Here is a 16,949-nt window from a genome sequence, read left to right on the forward strand (position 1 = left end):
TGCCGGTGTACGCCGTCCGTGGCGCGCCAGGGGCGTACGCCGTTCGGGGTACGCCCCGGACGGCACGCCGGTCGGTCCTTGCATCCCCCCACGGCACATGACCGGATGGTCGCGATCCGACCATTCGTGGGCTTTTCCGATTAGCTGGCATCGCCCTCGTCCTTGGAGGTGATGTCGTGTCAGGCCGGCTCGCACGTACCCTCTGCACCGCGGCGCTCGCCGCCGCCCTCGTCGCCGCCTCCCCCGCACCCGCGGAGCCGGCCGGCGCCGATCCGGTCCCGGCCCCGGGACCCGCCCCGCAGGGCGTCGCCGGGCTGCTCAAGCAGTTGCAGACGCTCTACCAGCAGGCCGAGGAAGCCGGGGAGCTCTACAACGGCACCGAGGAGGAGCTGAAGAAGCGGACCGCGGAGGCCAGGAGACTGAGCACCGAGGTCGCACGCGCCCGCACCGCGCTGGAGTCCGGCCGCAGGGAGGCGGGGCGGCTGGCGCGGGACCAATACCAGGGAAGCAACGACTTCTCCGCGTACCTGCGGCTGCTGCTCGCCGACGACCCCTCCCGCGCCCTGGAGCAGAGCCACGTCATCGAGCGCGCGCAGGCGGGCCGGGCGGCCGTGATCGAGCGGCTCACCGGCGCGGAGAAGCACGCCGAGACGCTGGCCGCCAGGTCACGGGCGGTGCGGGAGCGGCAGCGGGTGCTGACCGAGCGGCGGAAGGAACAGCGGGACGCCGTGCGGTCCCGGCTGAAGGGCATCGAGGCGATGCTGGCCTCGCTCTCGGACGAACAGCTCGCCGCGCTCTCGGCGCTCGAACGGAAGAACGTCGGCGAGGCCCAGGACGCGCTGGCGGCCTCGGGAGCGCTCAGCTCGGCCCGGGCACCGTCCGAGGAGGGCGAGGAAGCGGTGGCGTACGCGGTCGAGCAGATCGGCAAGCCGTACGTCTGGGGCGCCGAGGGCCCGGAGTCCTACGACTGCTCCGGGCTCACCTCGCAGGCGTGGTCCGCCGCGGGCCGGGACATCCCGCGCACCTCGCAGGAGCAGTGGCGCCGGCTGCCCAGGGTGCCGATGGACTCGCTGCGCCCGGGCGACCTGGTGGTCTACTTCCCGAAGGCGACGCATGTGGCCCTCTACATCGGCGACGGGCTGGTGGTGCAGGCTCCGAGGCCGGGCGCCACGGTGAAGGTCTCGCCCCTCGCGTCGAACCCGCTGCTGGGCGCGGTACGCCCCGACCCGGAGAGCGAGCCGCTGAGCACGTACACGCTGCCGGACCTGCCCGAGGACGCCGTCTCGGGTGCCGACGACGGGTACGACGCCCCGGAGGTCTGAGACGCACCGGGCCGCCGCGCCCGTCCCCTGTCCGGCGACGGATGCGGCGGCCCGGTCGGCGCTTCGCGGACCGAGGTCCTACAGGGCTCCGGTGAGCGAGCCGAGGTAGGCGTTCGTCTTCTCGGGCTCGAAGAAGAAGTTGTCGAAGTCCGCGGGGTTGTCGAACCCGTTGGCGAACCGGTCGGCGGCGGGCTGGAGCTGACCGGACGCGCCGATCAGGTTCAGCACGTGCTCCGGCGGCGGGCCGAGCATCGCGTTCGTCCACTTCACGACGTGCTGCGTCTTCTCCCAGTGCCGCTCGAAGGTGGCTTCCATCCACTCCTCGTCGAAGGGGCGGTCGCCGTGTTCGAGGATCGAGTGCAGGTAGGAGTGGGCGCACTTGGACGCGGTGTTGGAACCCTGGCCGGTGATCGGGTCGTTGGCCACGACCACGTCGCCCACGCCGAGCACCAGGCCGCCGCCGGGCAGCCGGCCGACGGGCTTGCGCACGGTCGGGGCGTAACGGCCCGCCAGCGTGGCGTTGGCGTCGGTCAGCTCCACCTTGGTGGCGCGCGCGTACTCCCACGGCGTGAACCGCTCCATGAGCTCCAGCGTCTTGGCCAGGTGCTCCGAGGGGTCCTTGATGCCCTGGAAGGCGTCCAGGGGCCCGCCGGGGATGCCTTCCCAGAACAGGATGTCCGCGCGGCCCGAGGTCGTCAGGGTCGGCATGATGAAGAGTTCGCCGACGCCCGGCACGAGGTTGCAGCGCACCGCGTCGAACTCGGGGTGCTCCGGGCGCGGGCCCATGCCGTGGACGTAGGCGACGGCCAGCGCGCGCTGCGGGCTGTCGAAGGGCGAACGGGAGGCGTCCCGGCCGAACATGGAGACGAGCTCGCCCTTGCCCGCGGAGACCATGACGAGGTCGTACGTACGGGAGAAGTAGTCGAGGTCCGAGACCGCGGCACCGTGGATGACGAGCTGACCGCCGCGCTGGGCGAAGGTCTCCATCCAGCCGGCCATCTTCACGCGCTGGTCGACGGACTGGGCGTAACCGTCGAGCTTGCCGACCCAGTCGACGGCACGCGAGGAGTCGGGACCGGCGACCGAGACTCCGACGCCCTCGATCCGCGGGGCCTGCGACTCCCAGAAGTTGAGCTGGAGGTCACGCTCGTGCTGGAGAGCCGTGTGGAACATGCACTGGGTGGACATGACTCGGCCGGACCGGATCTCGTCCGCGGTGCGGTTGGACATCAGGGTGACTTCGTACCCGTGGGACTGGAGTCCGAGGGCCAGCTGGAGACCGGACTGGCCGGCTCCGACTATGAGTATCTTCCGCATCGCGGTTCTCCGTTACGTGTACTGGGTGCGTCTGTCGTTACTCGGGGGCGACGTCGAGGGCGTGGCCCACCAGAGCGAGCAGCGACTCGACGACGGTGATCCTCTTACGCGCATCCATGATCACAACAGGCACGTGCGGAGCTACGGTCAGGGCCTCCCTGACGTCGGCCTCGTCATAACCGGTCGTTCCCTCGAAGTGGTTGACGGCCACGATGTAGGGCAGGCCGCAGCTCTCGAAGTAGTCGAGTGCGGCGAAGCAGTCGGCGAGGCGCCGGGTGTCGGCCAGGACGACGGCGCCGATCGCGCCGCGCACCAGGTCGTCCCACATGAACCAGAAGCGCTGCTGACCGGGCGTGCCGAAGACGTACAGGACGAGGTCGTCGTCGAGCGTGAGACGGCCGAAGTCCATCGCCACGGTCGTGGTGACCTTGTCGGGCGTGGCCGAGAGGTCGTCGGTCTCCTCGCTGGCCTGTGTCATCAGCGCTTCGGTCTGCAGCGGGGTTATCTCGGAGACCGAACCGACGAAGGTCGTCTTGCCCACACCGAAACCTCCGGCGACCACGATCTTGGTCGCGATCGGCGCGCGGGTGGTGTCGAGTTGCCAGGCCTGTACCGACTCGACGGGCGCGTCCTGAGAACCTCGGGGGCGCGGAGTGAAGAGCGGCGCCTCAGAGACGGCGGAGTCCATTGAGCACCCTTTCGAGCAGTGCGCGGTCGGGCTGGCCGGCTCCGTGACCGGTTCCGTACACGCGGATCTTTCCCTGGTCGGCCAGGTCGCTGAGCAGCACCCGGACGACTCCGAGCGGCATCTTCAGCAGGGCCGAGATCTCCGCGACCGTACGCATGCGGCGGCAGAGTTCGACGATGGCGCGGAGCTCCGGCATGACCCGGGAGGCCAGATTGCCGTTGGTCAGCTCGCGGCGCTCCTCGGGTGCTTCCAGCGCGGCGACGAACGTCTCGACGAGCAGGACGTGGCCGAAGCGGGTCCGGCCGCCGGTGAGGGAGTACGGACGGACGCGTGCCGCCTTGCGGTCGGCACCCCGGACGGGGAGTTTTCGTACGGGTTCAGCAGCTGACGTCACTGGGTGCTCTCCATCGATTTGCGCAGCTCACTGCGGAGTTCGGGGGTGAGTACGTGTCCTGCACGGCCGACGAAGAGCGCCATGTGGTAGGCGACGACGCTCATGTCGCAGTCGGGGGTGGCGTGCACACCGAGCAGCGAACCGTCGCTGATCGACATGACGAAGACGCTGCCCTCGTCCATCGCCACCATCGTCTGCTTGACGCCGCCGCCGTCCATCAGCTTGGCGGCGCCGATCGTGAGGGACCCGATGCCGGAGACGATCGTGGCGAGGTCGGCGCTGGAGCCCCTGGGGCCTCCGGCACCTCCCGCGGCCTTGGCCGCCGCGAGACCGGGGTCCGAGGACAGCAGCATCAGTCCGTCGGACGAGACGACGGTGACCGAGTGGACTCCGGGCACCTCCTCCACGAGATTGCTCAGCAACCAGTGAAGGTTCCGGGCCTCGGTGCTCAGCCCGAATGTGCTGGGCGCAGTCAACTGCGTGCCTCCTCGACTGTGTCCCCCGTCTCATCGATTCGACCGTCGTTACGGTCGGTCAGCTCAGTGTGGTCGGTCTGTGGGCCGCTCTCGGCGATCTCCGCCTCGACGTCGCGCCGCCCCTCCTTGGCGCCCTGGTGGAAGCCGCCGAGCCTCCGGCGCAGGGCTTCCCTGTCGATGCTTCCCTTGCGCTCGGCGACCGGGGCGGTCGGTGACGCCACGATCTTCGGGGTGCGCTTGGGCAGCCCCTTGTCGGTGAGCCGCGCGGGACTGGGTGCGGGGTCGGGCACCTCTTCGCCCAGTCCGGTCAGCGGCTGCCGGGGGCCGGGGACGGCGTCGGCGTGAGCGGCGGCCGGGGCGGCGGGCGACGGAGCGGGACTCGTGTCGGCGGCGCGCTCATGGCGGTCGGGGCTGATGGCGTACGGGCTCTGCGCCTCGGGCCGGGCGTGCGAGGGCGCCTCGGGCCGGGACGGCACGGGCACGTCGGAGGGGGTGCCGGGCTCCGCGTCACGGCCGGTGCCCTGCTCGGTGTTCTGCTGCACGGGCAGCCGGACCTGCATGGTGGTCTCGGCCTCGGACTCCGGGGGGATCCCGGCACCGGAGGCCGGCGCGGCCGGGGCCGGCGCCTCGGGGGCCGGGGCGGACGCCGAGGGCGCCGCTCCGGCGGGTGCGGCGTCCGCTGCCGCGGGGGCGACCGGTCCGGGTGCGGGGGCGGCGTCCGCCGCTGCGGGCGCTGCGGCATCGGCTTCCGCCGCCGCGTCCGTGCCCGTGGCCCGCAGGGTCCGCTCGGCGGCGGCGATCAGCGGGTCACCGGCGGAACGGGACGGCAGGGCGTTGGAGTTGGCCTCGGCGACCGACCCCGGGAGGTTCAGCGCGGGCGCGTCCCCGGGAAGCTGGACGGGCGGCGGGGAGGACGCGGGCGGCGCCTTGGGCAGCAGGGCCTGCGGAAGGACGACGACCGCTGTCACCCCGCTCCCCTTCTGCTCGCGCAGCTGGACCCGTACGCCGTGGCGTGCGGCCAGCAGCGAGGTCACCTGAAGACCCAGCCCGGCCCCGTCCGCGGCCTGTTCACCCGCTTCGAAGGACGCCGGGTCCGCCAGCCTGGCATTGAGCTCGCCCATCCGGACCGCCGACATGCCGATGCCCTCGTCCTGCACGGAGAGCATCACCTCTCCGGTCTCCAGCAGCCAGCCGGAGAGCTCGACATGCGAGTCGGGCGGCGAGAAGGACGTCGCGTTCTCCAGGAGTTCGGCGACGAGGTGGCTGAGGTCGTCCGCGGCGAAGCCCGCGACCTGGGCGTGCGGCGGCAGGGACTGGATGGTGACCCGCTCGTACCGCTCGATCTCGCTGACGGCGGCGCGCAGGACGTCGACGAGGGGGATCGGGTTCGGGTGGCTCTGTCCGTGCTCGGTGCCGGCGAGGACGAGCATGTTCTCGCTGTGCCTCCGCATCACGGTGGCCATGTGGTCGAGCTTGAAGAGCGTGGCGAGGCGCTCCGGGTCCTGCTCGCGCTCCTCCAGGCCCTCGATGACGCCGAGCTGGCGCTCCACAAGCCCCAGCGTGCGCAGCGAGAGGTTGACGAAGGTGTGGTGGACCGTGTTCCTCAGCCGCTCCAGCTGACCGGTGAGTTCGGCCACCGTGACCTGGAGTTCGGCCCGCTGGAGGGTGAGCGCCTCGCGGCCCGCGACGAGTTCGCCGCGCTCGGTCTGCAGGCTCTGGAGCTGACCGGTGACGTCGTGGTGCAGGCCGTGCAGTTTGCCGTGCAGCGCGTTGATGGACCGTACGACCTGGGCGAACTCGTCGTTGCGCCCCGTGTAGCGGACCGGCTCCGCGGTCTCGGGCTCGGCGGCGATACGGCCCGCCCCGATCCGCAGGACGGCGAGCGGCTGGGTGAGGGTGCGGGCGACGGCGGTGGAGACGCCCACGGCGATGAGCAGGCAGCCGCCGAGGAGGGCGAGGCGCAGCTCCAGGGCGGTGACGTCGTCGTCGCGGATCCCTTCCAGACGCTGCACCTGTGCGGTGCCGAGCGCGGACTCGACCCCGCGCATGCGGTCGATCCTGGCGGAGAGGGCTGCCTCGACCTTCTCGGGGTCGGAGGACCGGTCCGAGTCGGACAGCTCGGGCCGGTCGGTGAGCCGGGTGAGGTACTTCTCCGCGGCGGTGACCTCGGGGCCGGTGACGGTGGAGCCGAGCTTGTCGCGTGCGGAGGGCCCCGCGGCCTGGTCGAACTCGGCGAGGGAGGCGAGTTCGCGTACCCGGGCCTGCTGGGCCGCGGCGCTGAGCTCGTCGCGGTTGCGGTCGTCCTCGCCGCTGCTCGTGTCCTGCCCCTGGACGGGCAGCCCGGTGAACGGGTCGATCCGGGGTTCCTGCGGCTCGGTGCCGGGCACGGAGAGCGCCGCCAGGAGCAGCCCTCGCGTGGCGGCGGCCTGCTCCACCGCGCCGCCGAGGGCGAGCGGGGCGCGGGTGGCGTCGGCCGCGCGCGGCGGTGTCTTCTGGGCGAGTTCGTCCGCGAGGCCGTGGAGCTTGGCGATGACCTCGGAGTACGCCTGGTAGGCGTCCATCGCGGAGCCTTCGCCGGTGAGGGCGGCGCGGCGGAGCGAGGGGATGGTCGAGAGGTCACGGCGCAGCGCGGCGGGGGCGGCCTCCCGGATCTCGTCCACCTGCTGGTCGACACGGGCCGCGGGGCTCGACGAGCCGTCCTCGTCCCCGCCCTTGCGGCCGGCCGCGATGTGCGTGACGACCTCGTCGCGCTCGTCCGCGAGGGAGTGCGCGAGGGTGATCGCCTGCTGGTTCAGCTTCGCGAGCGTGACCAGGCTCTGGGACTCGTTGAGATCGGAGGACGCGCCGAGAGCCGCCGGGGCACCCGCGGCGATGACGGTGATCCCCACGACGGCGACGCCGGCGACCAGCCGGCTGCGTACCCGTACGGTCCGCTTGGAGGCACCCGCTGTCTGAGGCGTCGCCCCGGACTCCTCGCGCGTGCTGTCCTTGCTCCGAGGCCGCTTCTTCTGCACCGGTGCTCGCAATCTTGACTCGTCCGCCCTTGAAGCAGAGGTGACGCACGGTCACGTAAATGAACCCCGCCCTGGTGGGCACCGTACGGCTTCTGACCATTCCAGCGCTTTTGAGAGGGGGCCGCGCATCAACCGCTCCGCCACTCGAACGAGTGAACATCACTCCGGAGTTGGCGAACAAGTCTCCCCCGGGGCGCCGTCGGGCATGCACGGGCCGCCGGGTGGAAGTTCGGGCCAGGCTTTGGCAGTATGCCCGCCCGCATATGCACGGAGCCCGCTGTTCCGGTGCCGCGGGCCACTCTGACCTGCTGGTACGGTCCCGCCGCGATCGTGCAGGCCCCGTGAAGGCTTGGTGCAGACTGGCCGGATGCGTATCGAACTCGCCACCGAGCCCGGCAGTCCCGAACGCCCCAACGAGGACTGGGCGTCGGCCGTCGCCCCTGCGGCCGGCCAGGGCGGCACCCTCGTCCTGCTCGACGGAGTCACGCCACCCCGGGGCGGCGACGGGTGTGTGCACTCGGTTTCGTGGTTCACCTCGCGGCTCGGCGGCGCCCTGGCCGAACTGTCCGCTTCGCGGCGGGATCTGACGCTGGCGGACATCCTCGCACTGTCCATTCGGCGCACCGCCGACACGCACCGTTCCCTGTGTGACCTTTCTCACGTACGCACGCCCCAGGCGACGGTGGTCCTCGCGCGGTGGGACGACGTGCGGATCGAGCACCTGGTGCTCTCCGACTCCGTTCTGCTGCTGGAGGCGCCCGACGGGACCGTCGAGCCGGTGCTCGACGACCGCCTCGACCGGCTGCCTCCGGGCTCGCTCACCTCGGAGGAGGCCGTGGACACCCACCTGCGCAACAAGGAGGGCGGCTTCTTCACCGCCGGCGCCGACCCGTCGGTGGTGTCACGCGCGGTGACGGGCGAGCACCTCCGGACGGAGGTGCGGGCCCTGGCCGCGCTGACCGACGGGGCGAGCCGCTGGACGGAGAAGTTCCGCGAGGGCGACTGGGCGGGGACCCTCGGAATGCTCCGCAAGGTGGGGCCGCAAGGGCTCATCGACCGGGTGCGGGAGCTCGAGCGGGCCGACACCGGCCGTGTGTTCCTGCGTCGGGGCAAGACCCACGACGACGCGACAGCCGCGCTGGTGGAGTTCTAGCCCGCGTCCGCGATCCCCCAGCGCCGCACGCCCTCCTCGCGCGCGGCCCCCGGCCGTGGGGCGCGCGTCACTCCGGGCGCGCCCGTCCCCGTGGCCCGCGGGCGGCCCTCCCCCCGCCGTCCGTCCGGCCTCGCGCCGGCTCGCCTCAGTCCCCGGAGCGCTCGTTGAAGTGGTGCAGCAGCCGCGCGAGTTCGGCGACCTCGGCGCGGTCCCAGCCCGCGAGCTTGCGGGCGTACCGGCCCCGGCGCGCGTCGCGGACCCTCCGGAAGCGCGCGAGGCCTTCATCGGTGAGGTGGACGAGGGAGGCGCGACCGTCGGCCGGATCGGTCTCCCGGGCCACCAGCCCCAGCGACTCCAGGGCCCGCAGTTGCCGGCTCATGGTCGCCTTGCCGACACCGAAGTAGGCGGCGAGATCCGTCGCGCGCTGCCGCCCGGCCGACTCCAGCCGTACGAGCAGCCCGTAGGCCGCGGCCTCCAGGTCCGGGTGCACCTCGCGGGCCATCTCACCGGAGTTGGCGCGCGCCCGGCGCAGGAAGACCGCCAACTCGCGCTCCAGCGCCAGGAACTCATGGTCCACACCACTTCCGGCGGTTGCGCCGGGTTCACCACCGCTTTCGCTCCCGTGCACGTCAGTACCCCTCACACGCTTTCCAGCCGATGAAAATTTCTTTCAACCGCCGCTATCACCGCAGCTTGGCCAGTATTTCGCAGGCATAGACCTCCGGCGTCGCCCAGGCCCCCTTCCGGAGGGCGGGTCTACGTGCGTAGCTTCGTGAGTGCCATGGGTGGCATGTCCACACCATGGCGCACGACCGCAGGAGCGTCCCGCATCCGCTCCTGGGCCATGAGCTCCCCCCACCGAGCCCTCGGAGGCACGCAATGCCCGTGCACAGATCCGGAACCTCCCCCTCTCGCCGCTCCCGTGTCGCAGCGGCGGGCGCACTCCTCGCCGCCCTCGCCCTGCTGCTCACACTCCCCGGCGCGGCGTCCGCGGCCGGCACCGCGGTCGTCCCGGAACGAGGGACGGCGAGGATGGGCCAGGGCGTGCTCGCCCACGACGGCGGGCAGAGCGGCGGCGTCGGCGCGACCGCCGTCCAGACGGAAGGCGTGGACGTCAGCGGCCACCAGGGCAACGTCGCCTGGTCGACCCTGTGGAACAGCGGCGTGAAGTGGGCCTACGTCAAGGCCACCGAGGGGACGTACTACAAGAACACCTACTTCACCCAGCAGTACAACGGCTCCTACAACGTCGGCATGATCCGCGGCACGTACCACTTCGCGACCCCGGACACGACGAGCGGCGCCACCCAGGCGAACTACTTCGTCGACAACGGCGGAGGCTGGTCCAGGGACGGCAAGACCCTGCCCGGCGTGCTGGACATCGAGTGGAATCCGTACGGGGCGCAGTGCTACGGCAAGACCCAGGCCGGCATGGTCTCCTGGATCCGCGACTTCGTGAACACCTACAAGGCGCGCACCGGGCGTGACGCCGTGATCTACACCGCGACCAGCTGGTGGAAGGACTGCACGGGCAACAACGCGACCTTCGGCGCGACCAACCCGCTCTGGGTGGCCCGCTACAACACCACGGTGGGCGAACTCCCGGCCGGCTGGGGCTACTACACGATGTGGCAGTACACGTCGTCGGGCCCGACGGTCGGTGACCACAACCACTTCAACGGCGCACTCGACCGCGTGGCCGCACTCGCCAACGGCTGACCCCGCACGACGCACGACCGGACCCCGGTGACCAGCCCCAGGTCACCGGGGTTCCGCGTGGTGCCGCCACCCCCACTATGCACGATGCGTATACACGCTATGTATAGTCACGCCGTGCCGCACCGCCGGCGTGCGGCCGAGCCACGGGGAAGTGACGCGCTGTGTCTGTTGTGCCCGGAAAGATGTCGTCGTTCCGTCCAGGGTTGGCCGCCGCCCTGGTGACGGTGCTCACACTGACGCTCGGCGGGTGCGGTACGCGGACCACGGCCCCCGGGTCCGCCCGCGCCGAAGCCGCCTCCGACGCGAAGGGGGCGTTCGGGTCGGTGGACTGCCGCAAGGCCATGTGCATCGCGCTGACCTTCGACGCCGGTCCGGCGAAGGACACGCCGCACCTCCTGGACGTGCTGGCGGAGAAGAAGGTGCCGGCCACCTTCTTCCTGCTCGGCAGGGACCACGTGCTGAAGCACCCGCAGACCGTGCGCCGCATCGAGGCCGAGGGGCACGAGGTCGCCAACCACACCTGGTCCCACAAGATCCTGACGGAGCAGAAGCCCGAGGAGATACGCGCGGAGCTGGAGAGGACACAGCTCGCGATCGAGGACATCACCGGGAAGAAGCCCCGGCTGATGCGCCCCCCGCAGGGCCGCACCGACGACACCGTGTCCAGGATCTGCGAGGAACTCGGGCTCTCCCAGGTGCTGTGGAGCGCGACCGCCAAGGACTACTCCACCGACGACCGCGCGCTGATCAGGAAGCGGATACTCGACCAGGCGGGCAAGGACGGGATCATCCTGCTGCACGACATCTACCCGGGGACGGTGCCGGCGGTGCCGGGCATCATCGACGCGCTGAAGGCGCGGGGCTACACCTTCGTGACCGTTCCCCAGCTGATGGCCCCCGCGGAGCCGAAGCCCGGCACGGTCTACCGCCCCTGACCCCCGGACCTCCCCCTGCGCCGCGGTCCAGGCCCGGGCCCGCGGCCCATGGTGGGGCCCGATCCCTGCCCCCGCGTCCACGCGGAACGGCCCGCCCTCCGAGGGGAGGGCGGGCCGTCCGTACCGGCCGCGCGCGCGGCGCCGCGTCCGTCACCACGTGACGCCTATGCGGCGGCCGGGATCCTCTCCTGCGCCCTGGCCGGGGCCAGCGCGATCTCCAGCACCTGGCGCACATCGGTCACCGGGTGGACCTCCAGCGTTTCGAGGACCTCCGCCGGGACGTCGTCCAGGTCGGCCTCGTTGCGCTGGGGGATCACCACGGTGGTGATGCCCGCGCGGTGGGCTGCCAGCAGCTTCTGCTTCAGGCCGCCGATCGGCAGCACCCGTCCGGTCAGCGACACCTCGCCGGTCATCGCCACATCCGTACGGACCAGCCGCCCGGAGAGCAGCGAGGCCAGCGCGGTCGTCAGGGTGATGCCGGCGCTCGGGCCGTCCTTCGGGACCGCGCCCGCCGGGAAGTGGATGTGCACACCCCGGTCCTTGAGGTCGGCGACCGGAAGCTCCAGCTCGGCCCCGTGGGAGCGCAGGAAGCTCAGGGCGATCTGCGCGGACTCCTTCATGACGTCGCCGAGCTGACCGGTCAGGGTCAGTCCGGACGCCCCGGTCTCCGGATCGGCGAGCGAGGCCTCGACGAAGAGCACGTCACCGCCGGCTCCGGTCACGGCGAGTCCGGTGGCCACCCCGGGTACCGCGGTGCGGCGCTCGGCCGGGTCCTGGGCGGACTCGGGCACGTGGTGCGGCCGGCCGATCAGACCCCGCAGGTCCTGATCGGTCACCGTGAACGGAAGCTCCCGCTCACCCAGTTCGTGCTGCGCGGCCGCCTTGCGGAGCAGCCGGGCGACGGCCCGCTCCAGGTTCCGGACCCCGGCCTCCCGGGTGTACTCGCCGGCGAGCTTGCGCAGAGCGGACTCGTCGAGGCTCACTTCGCTCTCCTCCAGTCCGGCCCGCTCCAGCTGACGCGGCAGCAGGTGGTCCCGGGCGATGACGACCTTCTCGTCCTCGGTGTAGCCGTCCAGCGTGACCAGCTCCATGCGGTCGAGCAGGGCCTCCGGAATGGCGTCCAGGACGTTGGCCGTCGCCAGGAAGACGACGTCGCTGAGGTCGAGTTCGACCTCCAGGTAGTGGTCGCGGAAGGTGTGGTTCTGGGCGGGGTCGAGGACTTCGAGCAGGGCCGCCGCCGGATCTCCCCGGAAGTCGGAGCCGACCTTGTCGATCTCGTCGAGCAGGACGACCGGGTTCATGGAACCGGCCTCCTTGATCGCCCGCACGATCCGTCCCGGCAGCGCGCCGACGTACGTACGCCGGTGCCCGCGGATCTCCGCCTCGTCCCGGACGCCGCCGAGCGCCACCCGGACGAACTTGCGCCCCATGGCGTGGGCGACGCTCTCGCCGAGGGAGGTCTTCCCGACCCCGGGCGGCCCGACCAGGGCCAGCACCGCACCGCCGCGCCGGCCGCCGACGACACCGAGGCCCCGGTCGGCACGCCGCTTGCGTACCGCGAGGTATTCGGTGATGCGCTCCTTCACGTCCTGGAGACCCGCGTGCTCGGCGTCGAGGATCTCCTGGGCGCCCCGGATGTCGTACGCGTCCTCGGTGCGCTCGCTCCACGGGAGTTCGAGGACCGTGTCCAGCCACGTCCGGATCCAGGAGCCCTCGGGGCTCTGGTCGGAGGCGCGCTCCAGCTTGTCGACCTCCTTGAGCGCGGCCTCACGGACGTGCTCGGGCAGGTCGGCGGCCTCGACGCGGGCCCGGTAGTCGTCGGTCTCGCCCTCGGGATCGCCGTTGAGCTCGGACAGCTCCTTGCGTACGGCGTCGAGCTGGCGCCTGAGAAGGAACTCGCGCTGCTGCTTGTCGACGCCCTCCTGGACGTCCTTGGCGATGGACTCGGCGACGTCCTGCTCGGCGAGGTGCTCCCCGAGCCACTGGATGGCGAGCTTCAGCCGGGCGATCGCGTCCGTGGTCTCCAGCAGCTGGACCTTCTGCGCCGTGGTGAGGAAGGGGGAGTAACCGGAGTTGTCCGCGAGGGCGGAGATGTCGTCGATCTGCTGCACCCGGTCCACGACCTGCCAGGCACCGCGCTTCTTCAGCCAGCTGGTGGCCAGCGCCTTGTACTCCTTGGCCAGCTCGGCTGCGGAGCCCGGGAGCGGGTCGGGCAGGGACACGTCGATCCGGGTGCCCTCGACCCAGAGCGCGTTGCCCGGGCCGCTGGTGCCGGCGCCGATGCGCACCCGGTCACGGGCCCGGATGAGGGCGCCGGGGTCCCCGTCCGACAGCCGTCCGACCTGTTCGACGGTGCCCAGCACCCCGGTGCCGGTGTAGTTCCCGTCGATACGCGGCACGAGCAGCACCTCGGGCTTGCCGCCACCGGGCCGCGCGACGGCCTGGGCCGCCTCCACGGCGGCCCGCACCTCCGCGTCCGACAGGTCGAGCGGAACCACCATCCCGGGCAGTACGACCTCGTCGTCGAGCGGCAGCACGGGCAGGTCGATCGGCGTGGACGCCTTGGACGCATTGGATTCGGCAGTCATGATCTCCCCTTCGGCAGGCAAGTTGAGCTATGTGGGCTCAATGCTTGTGAGTCCCTGAATGTTCCCCGGACCGTGTTCGCTGTGAGCGATCACCGCTCCACCGGCTTCCGGCGACCGCGTGTCCCGCTCCGGAGCCGGACGGGATCGGCGACCACCGGGGACACCGAAGGGGCCGCCCGGTCCGCCTGCCTCTCTACGGCAGCACCTCGCCCTCCGCGGTCATTCCCCGCACCTCCGCCCGGCCGGGACCCGGCGTGCGGCGGAAGCGGCCGGCACCCCCGCACAGGAGGGTGAGATCTCAGGAATCCACTGGTCCGGGCCTCCGCCGACGGGAAAAATGGGCGCCCGAAGAGCCACGCCGACCGGAGACCGGAGACCGCGCCCATGCCCGCCACAGACGCCCACCGCCCCGTCGTCCTGGACCGCCGCGAAGGGCCGTTCGGCGAAGTCGTCCTCCGGGAGCGCGGCGAGGACTTCGAGATCATCGCCAACGGCTGCTTCCTCATGGACACCTCCGACGGGCGTTCCGAACGGCTGCTGGTCGACGCCGCGCTCGCCGCGCTGCCCGCCGGCCGGCCGGACCCGTCGGTACTGATCGGCGGGCTCGGCGTCGGCTTCTCGCTGGCGCACGCCGTGGCGGAGCCACGCTGGGGCCGGATCGTGGTGGTCGAGCGCGAGGAGGCGATCGTGGACTGGCACCGCACCGGACCGCTGGGCCGGATCTCCCGCGCGGCGCTCGCCGACCCCCGGACCTCCATCCTCCGCACCGATCTCGTCGCCCACCTCTCCACGGCCACGGAGCGTTACGACGCACTGTGCCTCGACATCGACAACGGCCCCGACTGGACCGTCACCCAGGACAACGGAAGCCTCTATTCCGCCACCGGTCTGGCAGCCTGCCGGGCGCGGCTGAAGCCCGGTGGAGTGCTCGCGGTGTGGTCGGCGCAGCCCTCCGCGATCTTCGAGGAATCCCTGCGGAATGCCGGATTCCGCGCAGTAAGCACCGAAGAAGTAGCCGTTGCCCGAGGTGTGCCGGACGTGGTCCATCTCGCACTCCGCGGGGACTGAACCCCCACCCGGTATGCGCACCCCCGTCCCGCTGCGGATCACGTGCCGCAAGTCCGCCGATCCGTCCCTATCCCGTGGGTAACACCTTCACGACGGACAACACCCTGCGTAGCCGAGAGGCCCGCTCAGCCTTTACGCTGCTTGGCGGCACAAGGGATCACCGACGACATCCACAAGCGATAACCGTGCTTCCGGGGGAATGGCCTCCGCGAGAACGGGCAGGGGCGGGGCGATGGAACAGACACACACCACCCACAACGGCGTCGCGGCCACCCCCGGGGCTCAGCGCCGGGTGCTGGTGGTAGAGGACGACGCGACAATCGTCGACGCCATTTCCGCCCGGCTGCGGGCCGAGGGCTTCCTGGTGCAGACCGCACTGGACGGGCCCGCGGCCGTGGACGCGGCCGAGGCATGGCAGCCCGACCTGATGGTGCTCGACATCATGCTTCCCGGCTTCGACGGCCTGGAGGTCTGCCGTCGTGTGCAGGCCCAGCGCCCCGTGCCGGTGCTGATGCTCACCGCACGCGACGACGAGACCGACATGCTGGTCGGGCTCGGGGTCGGCGCCGACGACTACATGACCAAGCCGTTCTCCATGCGGGAACTGGCGGCGCGCGTGCACGTCCTGCTGCGCCGGGTCGAGCGGGCCGCGCTGGCCGCGGTGACCCCGCGCAGCGGCATCCTGCGGCTCGGCGAGCTGGAGATCGACCACGCCCAGCGCCGGGTGCGCGTGCGCGCGGACGACGTCCACCTCACCCCGACCGAGTTCGACCTGCTGGTCTGCCTGGCCAACACGCCGCGCGCGGTGCTCTCCCGGGAACAGCTGCTCGCCGAGGTCTGGGACTGGGCCGACGCCTCCGGGACCCGGACGGTCGACAGCCACATCAAGGCTCTGCGCCGGAAGATCGGCGCCGAGCGGATCCGTACCGTGCACGGCGTCGGCTACGCCCTGGAGACCCCCGCGCCATGACCCGGCCCGGCTCCGGACTGCGGCCCTTCTCCATCAAGGCCAAGCTGGGCACCCTCGTGGTGATCTCCGTGTTCATCACGACCGGACTGCTCATCGTCGCCCTGCGGACCAGGACGGAATTCCGTTTCATCACGGTCTTCTCCGTGATCGCCACGCTGCTGATCACCCAGTTCGTCGCGCACGGCCTGACCGCACCGCTGGACGAGATGCGCGCCGTCGCGCGCTCGATCTCGCACGGCGACTACACGCGCCGGGTCAGCGGCGCCGGGCGGCGCGACGAGCTCGGGGACCTGGCGCAGACGATCAACCGCATGGCGGACGACCTGGAGGCGGAGGACCGGCACCGCAAGGAGCTGGTCGCCAACGTCTCCCACGAACTGCGCACCCCCATCGCCGCGCTCAGAGCCGTGCTGGAGAACGTGGTGGACGGGGTGTCCGCCGCCGATCCCGAGACCATGCGTACGGCGCTGAAGCAGACCGAGCGCCTCGGCAGACTCGTGGAGACCCTGCTCGACCTCTCGCGGCTGGACAACGGGGTGGTGGCGATCAAGGCCCGCCGCTTCGAGGTCTGGCCGTATCTGTCGGGCGTCCTGAAGGAGGCGAACCTGGCCGCTTCCCAGCGCCGGCTCTCCTCCGGCTCCGGCAATCACTCCCGCACGGACGTCCATCTGCATCTGGACGTGTCGCCGCCCGAGCTGACCGCGTACGCCGACGCGGAGCGGCTGCACCAGGTGGTCGCCAACCTGATCGACAACGCCGTCAAGCACAGCCCGCCGCACGGCCGGGTCACGGTGCTGGCCCGGCGCGGGGCCCATCCCGAGTCGCTGGAGCTGGAGGTCGTGGACGAGGGCCCCGGCATCCCGGAGGCGGAGCGCCACCGGGTCTTCGAGCGGTTCAACCGCGGTCAGGCCCCGTCGCCGCACGGTCCGGGGAGCGACGGCGGTACGGGACTGGGGCTCGCGATCGCCCGCTGGGCGGTGGATCTCCACGGCGGACGCATCGGCGTGGCCGAATCCGCCCGTGGCTGCCGGATTCAGGTCACTCTTCCGGGGAACCCGCAACCAGTGGGTTGACCTGCTGTTCGAAGATCAGGGCCCTTGTTCTCCCCAGCCCGGGGAAAGAGATACGGTCCAGGGGGCCGTAGCACCGGCCTCGCGTACCGAAGGGCAGCGGAACCCTGCTTGTTTCCCGCCATTTCATGCGCCGAAACCCGGCTTCGGATGTGATGTGCACGACGAAGACCGGCCCGGCCTGCACGTAACGGCTCGGGAGGCGTAGCCTTGATTTCCGCTGTCCATCACCTTG

Annotated in this window: 14 protein-coding genes; 7 read left to right on the plus strand and 7 right to left on the minus strand. The window is 71.5% G+C overall.

Annotated features, from left to right (window positions below):
• Nucleotides 1-176 precede the first annotated feature (176 nt).
• Nucleotides 177-1,322, plus strand: coding sequence for a C40 family peptidase (locus ACFY8O_RS02120; protein ID WP_387897969.1), 1,146 nt, complete (start codon nucleotides 177-179; stop codon nucleotides 1,320-1,322).
• Nucleotides 1,323-1,400: 78 nt separating this feature from the next.
• On the opposite strand, the gene ACFY8O_RS02125 is transcribed toward ACFY8O_RS02120, so the two are convergent.
• The 5 genes from ACFY8O_RS02125 to ACFY8O_RS02145 are packed head-to-tail and all read right to left on the minus strand — an operon-like array spanning nucleotide 1,401 to nucleotide 7,211.
• The gene (locus ACFY8O_RS02125; protein WP_145803222.1) at nucleotides 1,401-2,639 is read right to left on the minus strand and encodes a styrene monooxygenase/indole monooxygenase family protein; all 1,239 of its coding nucleotides are present in this window, start codon (nucleotides 2,637-2,639) and stop codon (nucleotides 1,401-1,403) included.
• A 37-nt stretch (nucleotides 2,640-2,676) separates the two neighbouring features.
• Entirely contained in the window at nucleotides 2,677-3,327 is a 651-nt protein-coding gene (locus ACFY8O_RS02130) for a GTP-binding protein (protein ID WP_145803224.1), read from the minus strand.
• On the minus strand, nucleotides 3,308-3,721 hold the full coding sequence (locus ACFY8O_RS02135; protein ID WP_145803226.1) for a DUF742 domain-containing protein: 414 nt from the start codon (nucleotides 3,719-3,721) through the stop codon (nucleotides 3,308-3,310). Before ACFY8O_RS02135 ends, ACFY8O_RS02130 begins: the two co-directional genes overlap by 20 nt.
• Entirely contained in the window at nucleotides 3,718-4,197 is a 480-nt protein-coding gene (locus ACFY8O_RS02140; RefSeq protein ID WP_145803228.1) for a roadblock/LC7 domain-containing protein, read from the minus strand. Before ACFY8O_RS02140 ends, ACFY8O_RS02135 begins: the two co-directional genes overlap by 4 nt.
• A complete protein-coding gene (locus tag ACFY8O_RS02145) occupies nucleotides 4,194-7,211 on the minus strand; it encodes a sensor histidine kinase (RefSeq protein ID WP_387897975.1) in 3,018 nt (1,005 codons plus the stop codon). Before ACFY8O_RS02145 ends, ACFY8O_RS02140 begins: the two co-directional genes overlap by 4 nt.
• Before the next feature lie 367 nt (nucleotides 7,212-7,578).
• Here ACFY8O_RS02145 and ACFY8O_RS02150 point away from each other — a divergent pair, with 367 nt between their 5' ends.
• Entirely contained in the window at nucleotides 7,579-8,364 is a 786-nt protein-coding gene (locus ACFY8O_RS02150) for a hypothetical protein (RefSeq protein WP_387897977.1), read from the plus strand.
• Nucleotides 8,365-8,509: 145 nt separating this feature from the next.
• Here ACFY8O_RS02150 and ACFY8O_RS02155 read toward each other — a convergent pair whose 3' ends face one another.
• The gene (locus ACFY8O_RS02155; RefSeq protein WP_145803234.1) at nucleotides 8,510-8,992 is read right to left on the minus strand and encodes a MarR family winged helix-turn-helix transcriptional regulator; all 483 of its coding nucleotides are present in this window, start codon (nucleotides 8,990-8,992) and stop codon (nucleotides 8,510-8,512) included.
• Between the two features lie 251 nt (nucleotides 8,993-9,243).
• On the opposite strand from ACFY8O_RS02155, the gene ACFY8O_RS02160 reads away from it, so the two are divergent.
• Nucleotides 9,244-10,083 (plus strand): lysozyme, encoded by an 840-nt coding sequence (locus ACFY8O_RS02160; RefSeq protein ID WP_387897979.1) that lies wholly within the window; start codon nucleotides 9,244-9,246, stop codon nucleotides 10,081-10,083.
• 182 nt (nucleotides 10,084-10,265) lie between these two features.
• Nucleotides 10,266-11,018 carry a polysaccharide deacetylase family protein gene (locus ACFY8O_RS02165; RefSeq protein WP_387899522.1) on the plus strand — a complete coding sequence of 251 codons (753 nt, stop codon included), beginning with the start codon at nucleotides 10,266-10,268 and terminating at the stop codon, nucleotides 11,016-11,018.
• Between the two features lie 164 nt (nucleotides 11,019-11,182).
• On the opposite strand, the gene lon is transcribed toward ACFY8O_RS02165, so the two are convergent.
• Nucleotides 11,183-13,606, minus strand: coding sequence for an endopeptidase La (lon, locus tag ACFY8O_RS02170; protein WP_387897982.1), 2,424 nt, complete (start codon nucleotides 13,604-13,606; stop codon nucleotides 11,183-11,185).
• 384 nt (nucleotides 13,607-13,990) lie between these two features.
• Between lon and ACFY8O_RS02175 the strand changes: the two genes are divergently transcribed.
• From ACFY8O_RS02175 to ACFY8O_RS02185, 3 genes are all read left to right on the plus strand, one after another.
• Complete coding sequence (locus ACFY8O_RS02175; RefSeq protein ID WP_387897985.1) at nucleotides 13,991-14,674, plus strand: spermidine synthase; 684 nt, start codon at nucleotides 13,991-13,993, stop codon at nucleotides 14,672-14,674.
• 232 nt (nucleotides 14,675-14,906) lie between these two features.
• Nucleotides 14,907-15,644, plus strand: a complete 738-nt coding sequence (locus tag ACFY8O_RS02180) for a response regulator transcription factor (RefSeq protein WP_014154105.1) — start codon at nucleotides 14,907-14,909, stop codon at nucleotides 15,642-15,644.
• A complete protein-coding gene (locus ACFY8O_RS02185) occupies nucleotides 15,641-16,717 on the plus strand; it encodes a HAMP domain-containing sensor histidine kinase (protein ID WP_145803241.1) in 1,077 nt (358 codons plus the stop codon). Before ACFY8O_RS02180 ends, ACFY8O_RS02185 begins: the two co-directional genes overlap by 4 nt.
• The last annotated feature ends 232 nt before the right edge of the window (nucleotides 16,718-16,949 follow it).

The sequence above is a fragment of the Streptomyces argenteolus genome (genome assembly GCF_042902585.1).
Taxonomy (GTDB): Bacteria; Actinomycetota; Actinomycetes; order Streptomycetales; family Streptomycetaceae; genus Streptomyces; species Streptomyces argenteolus.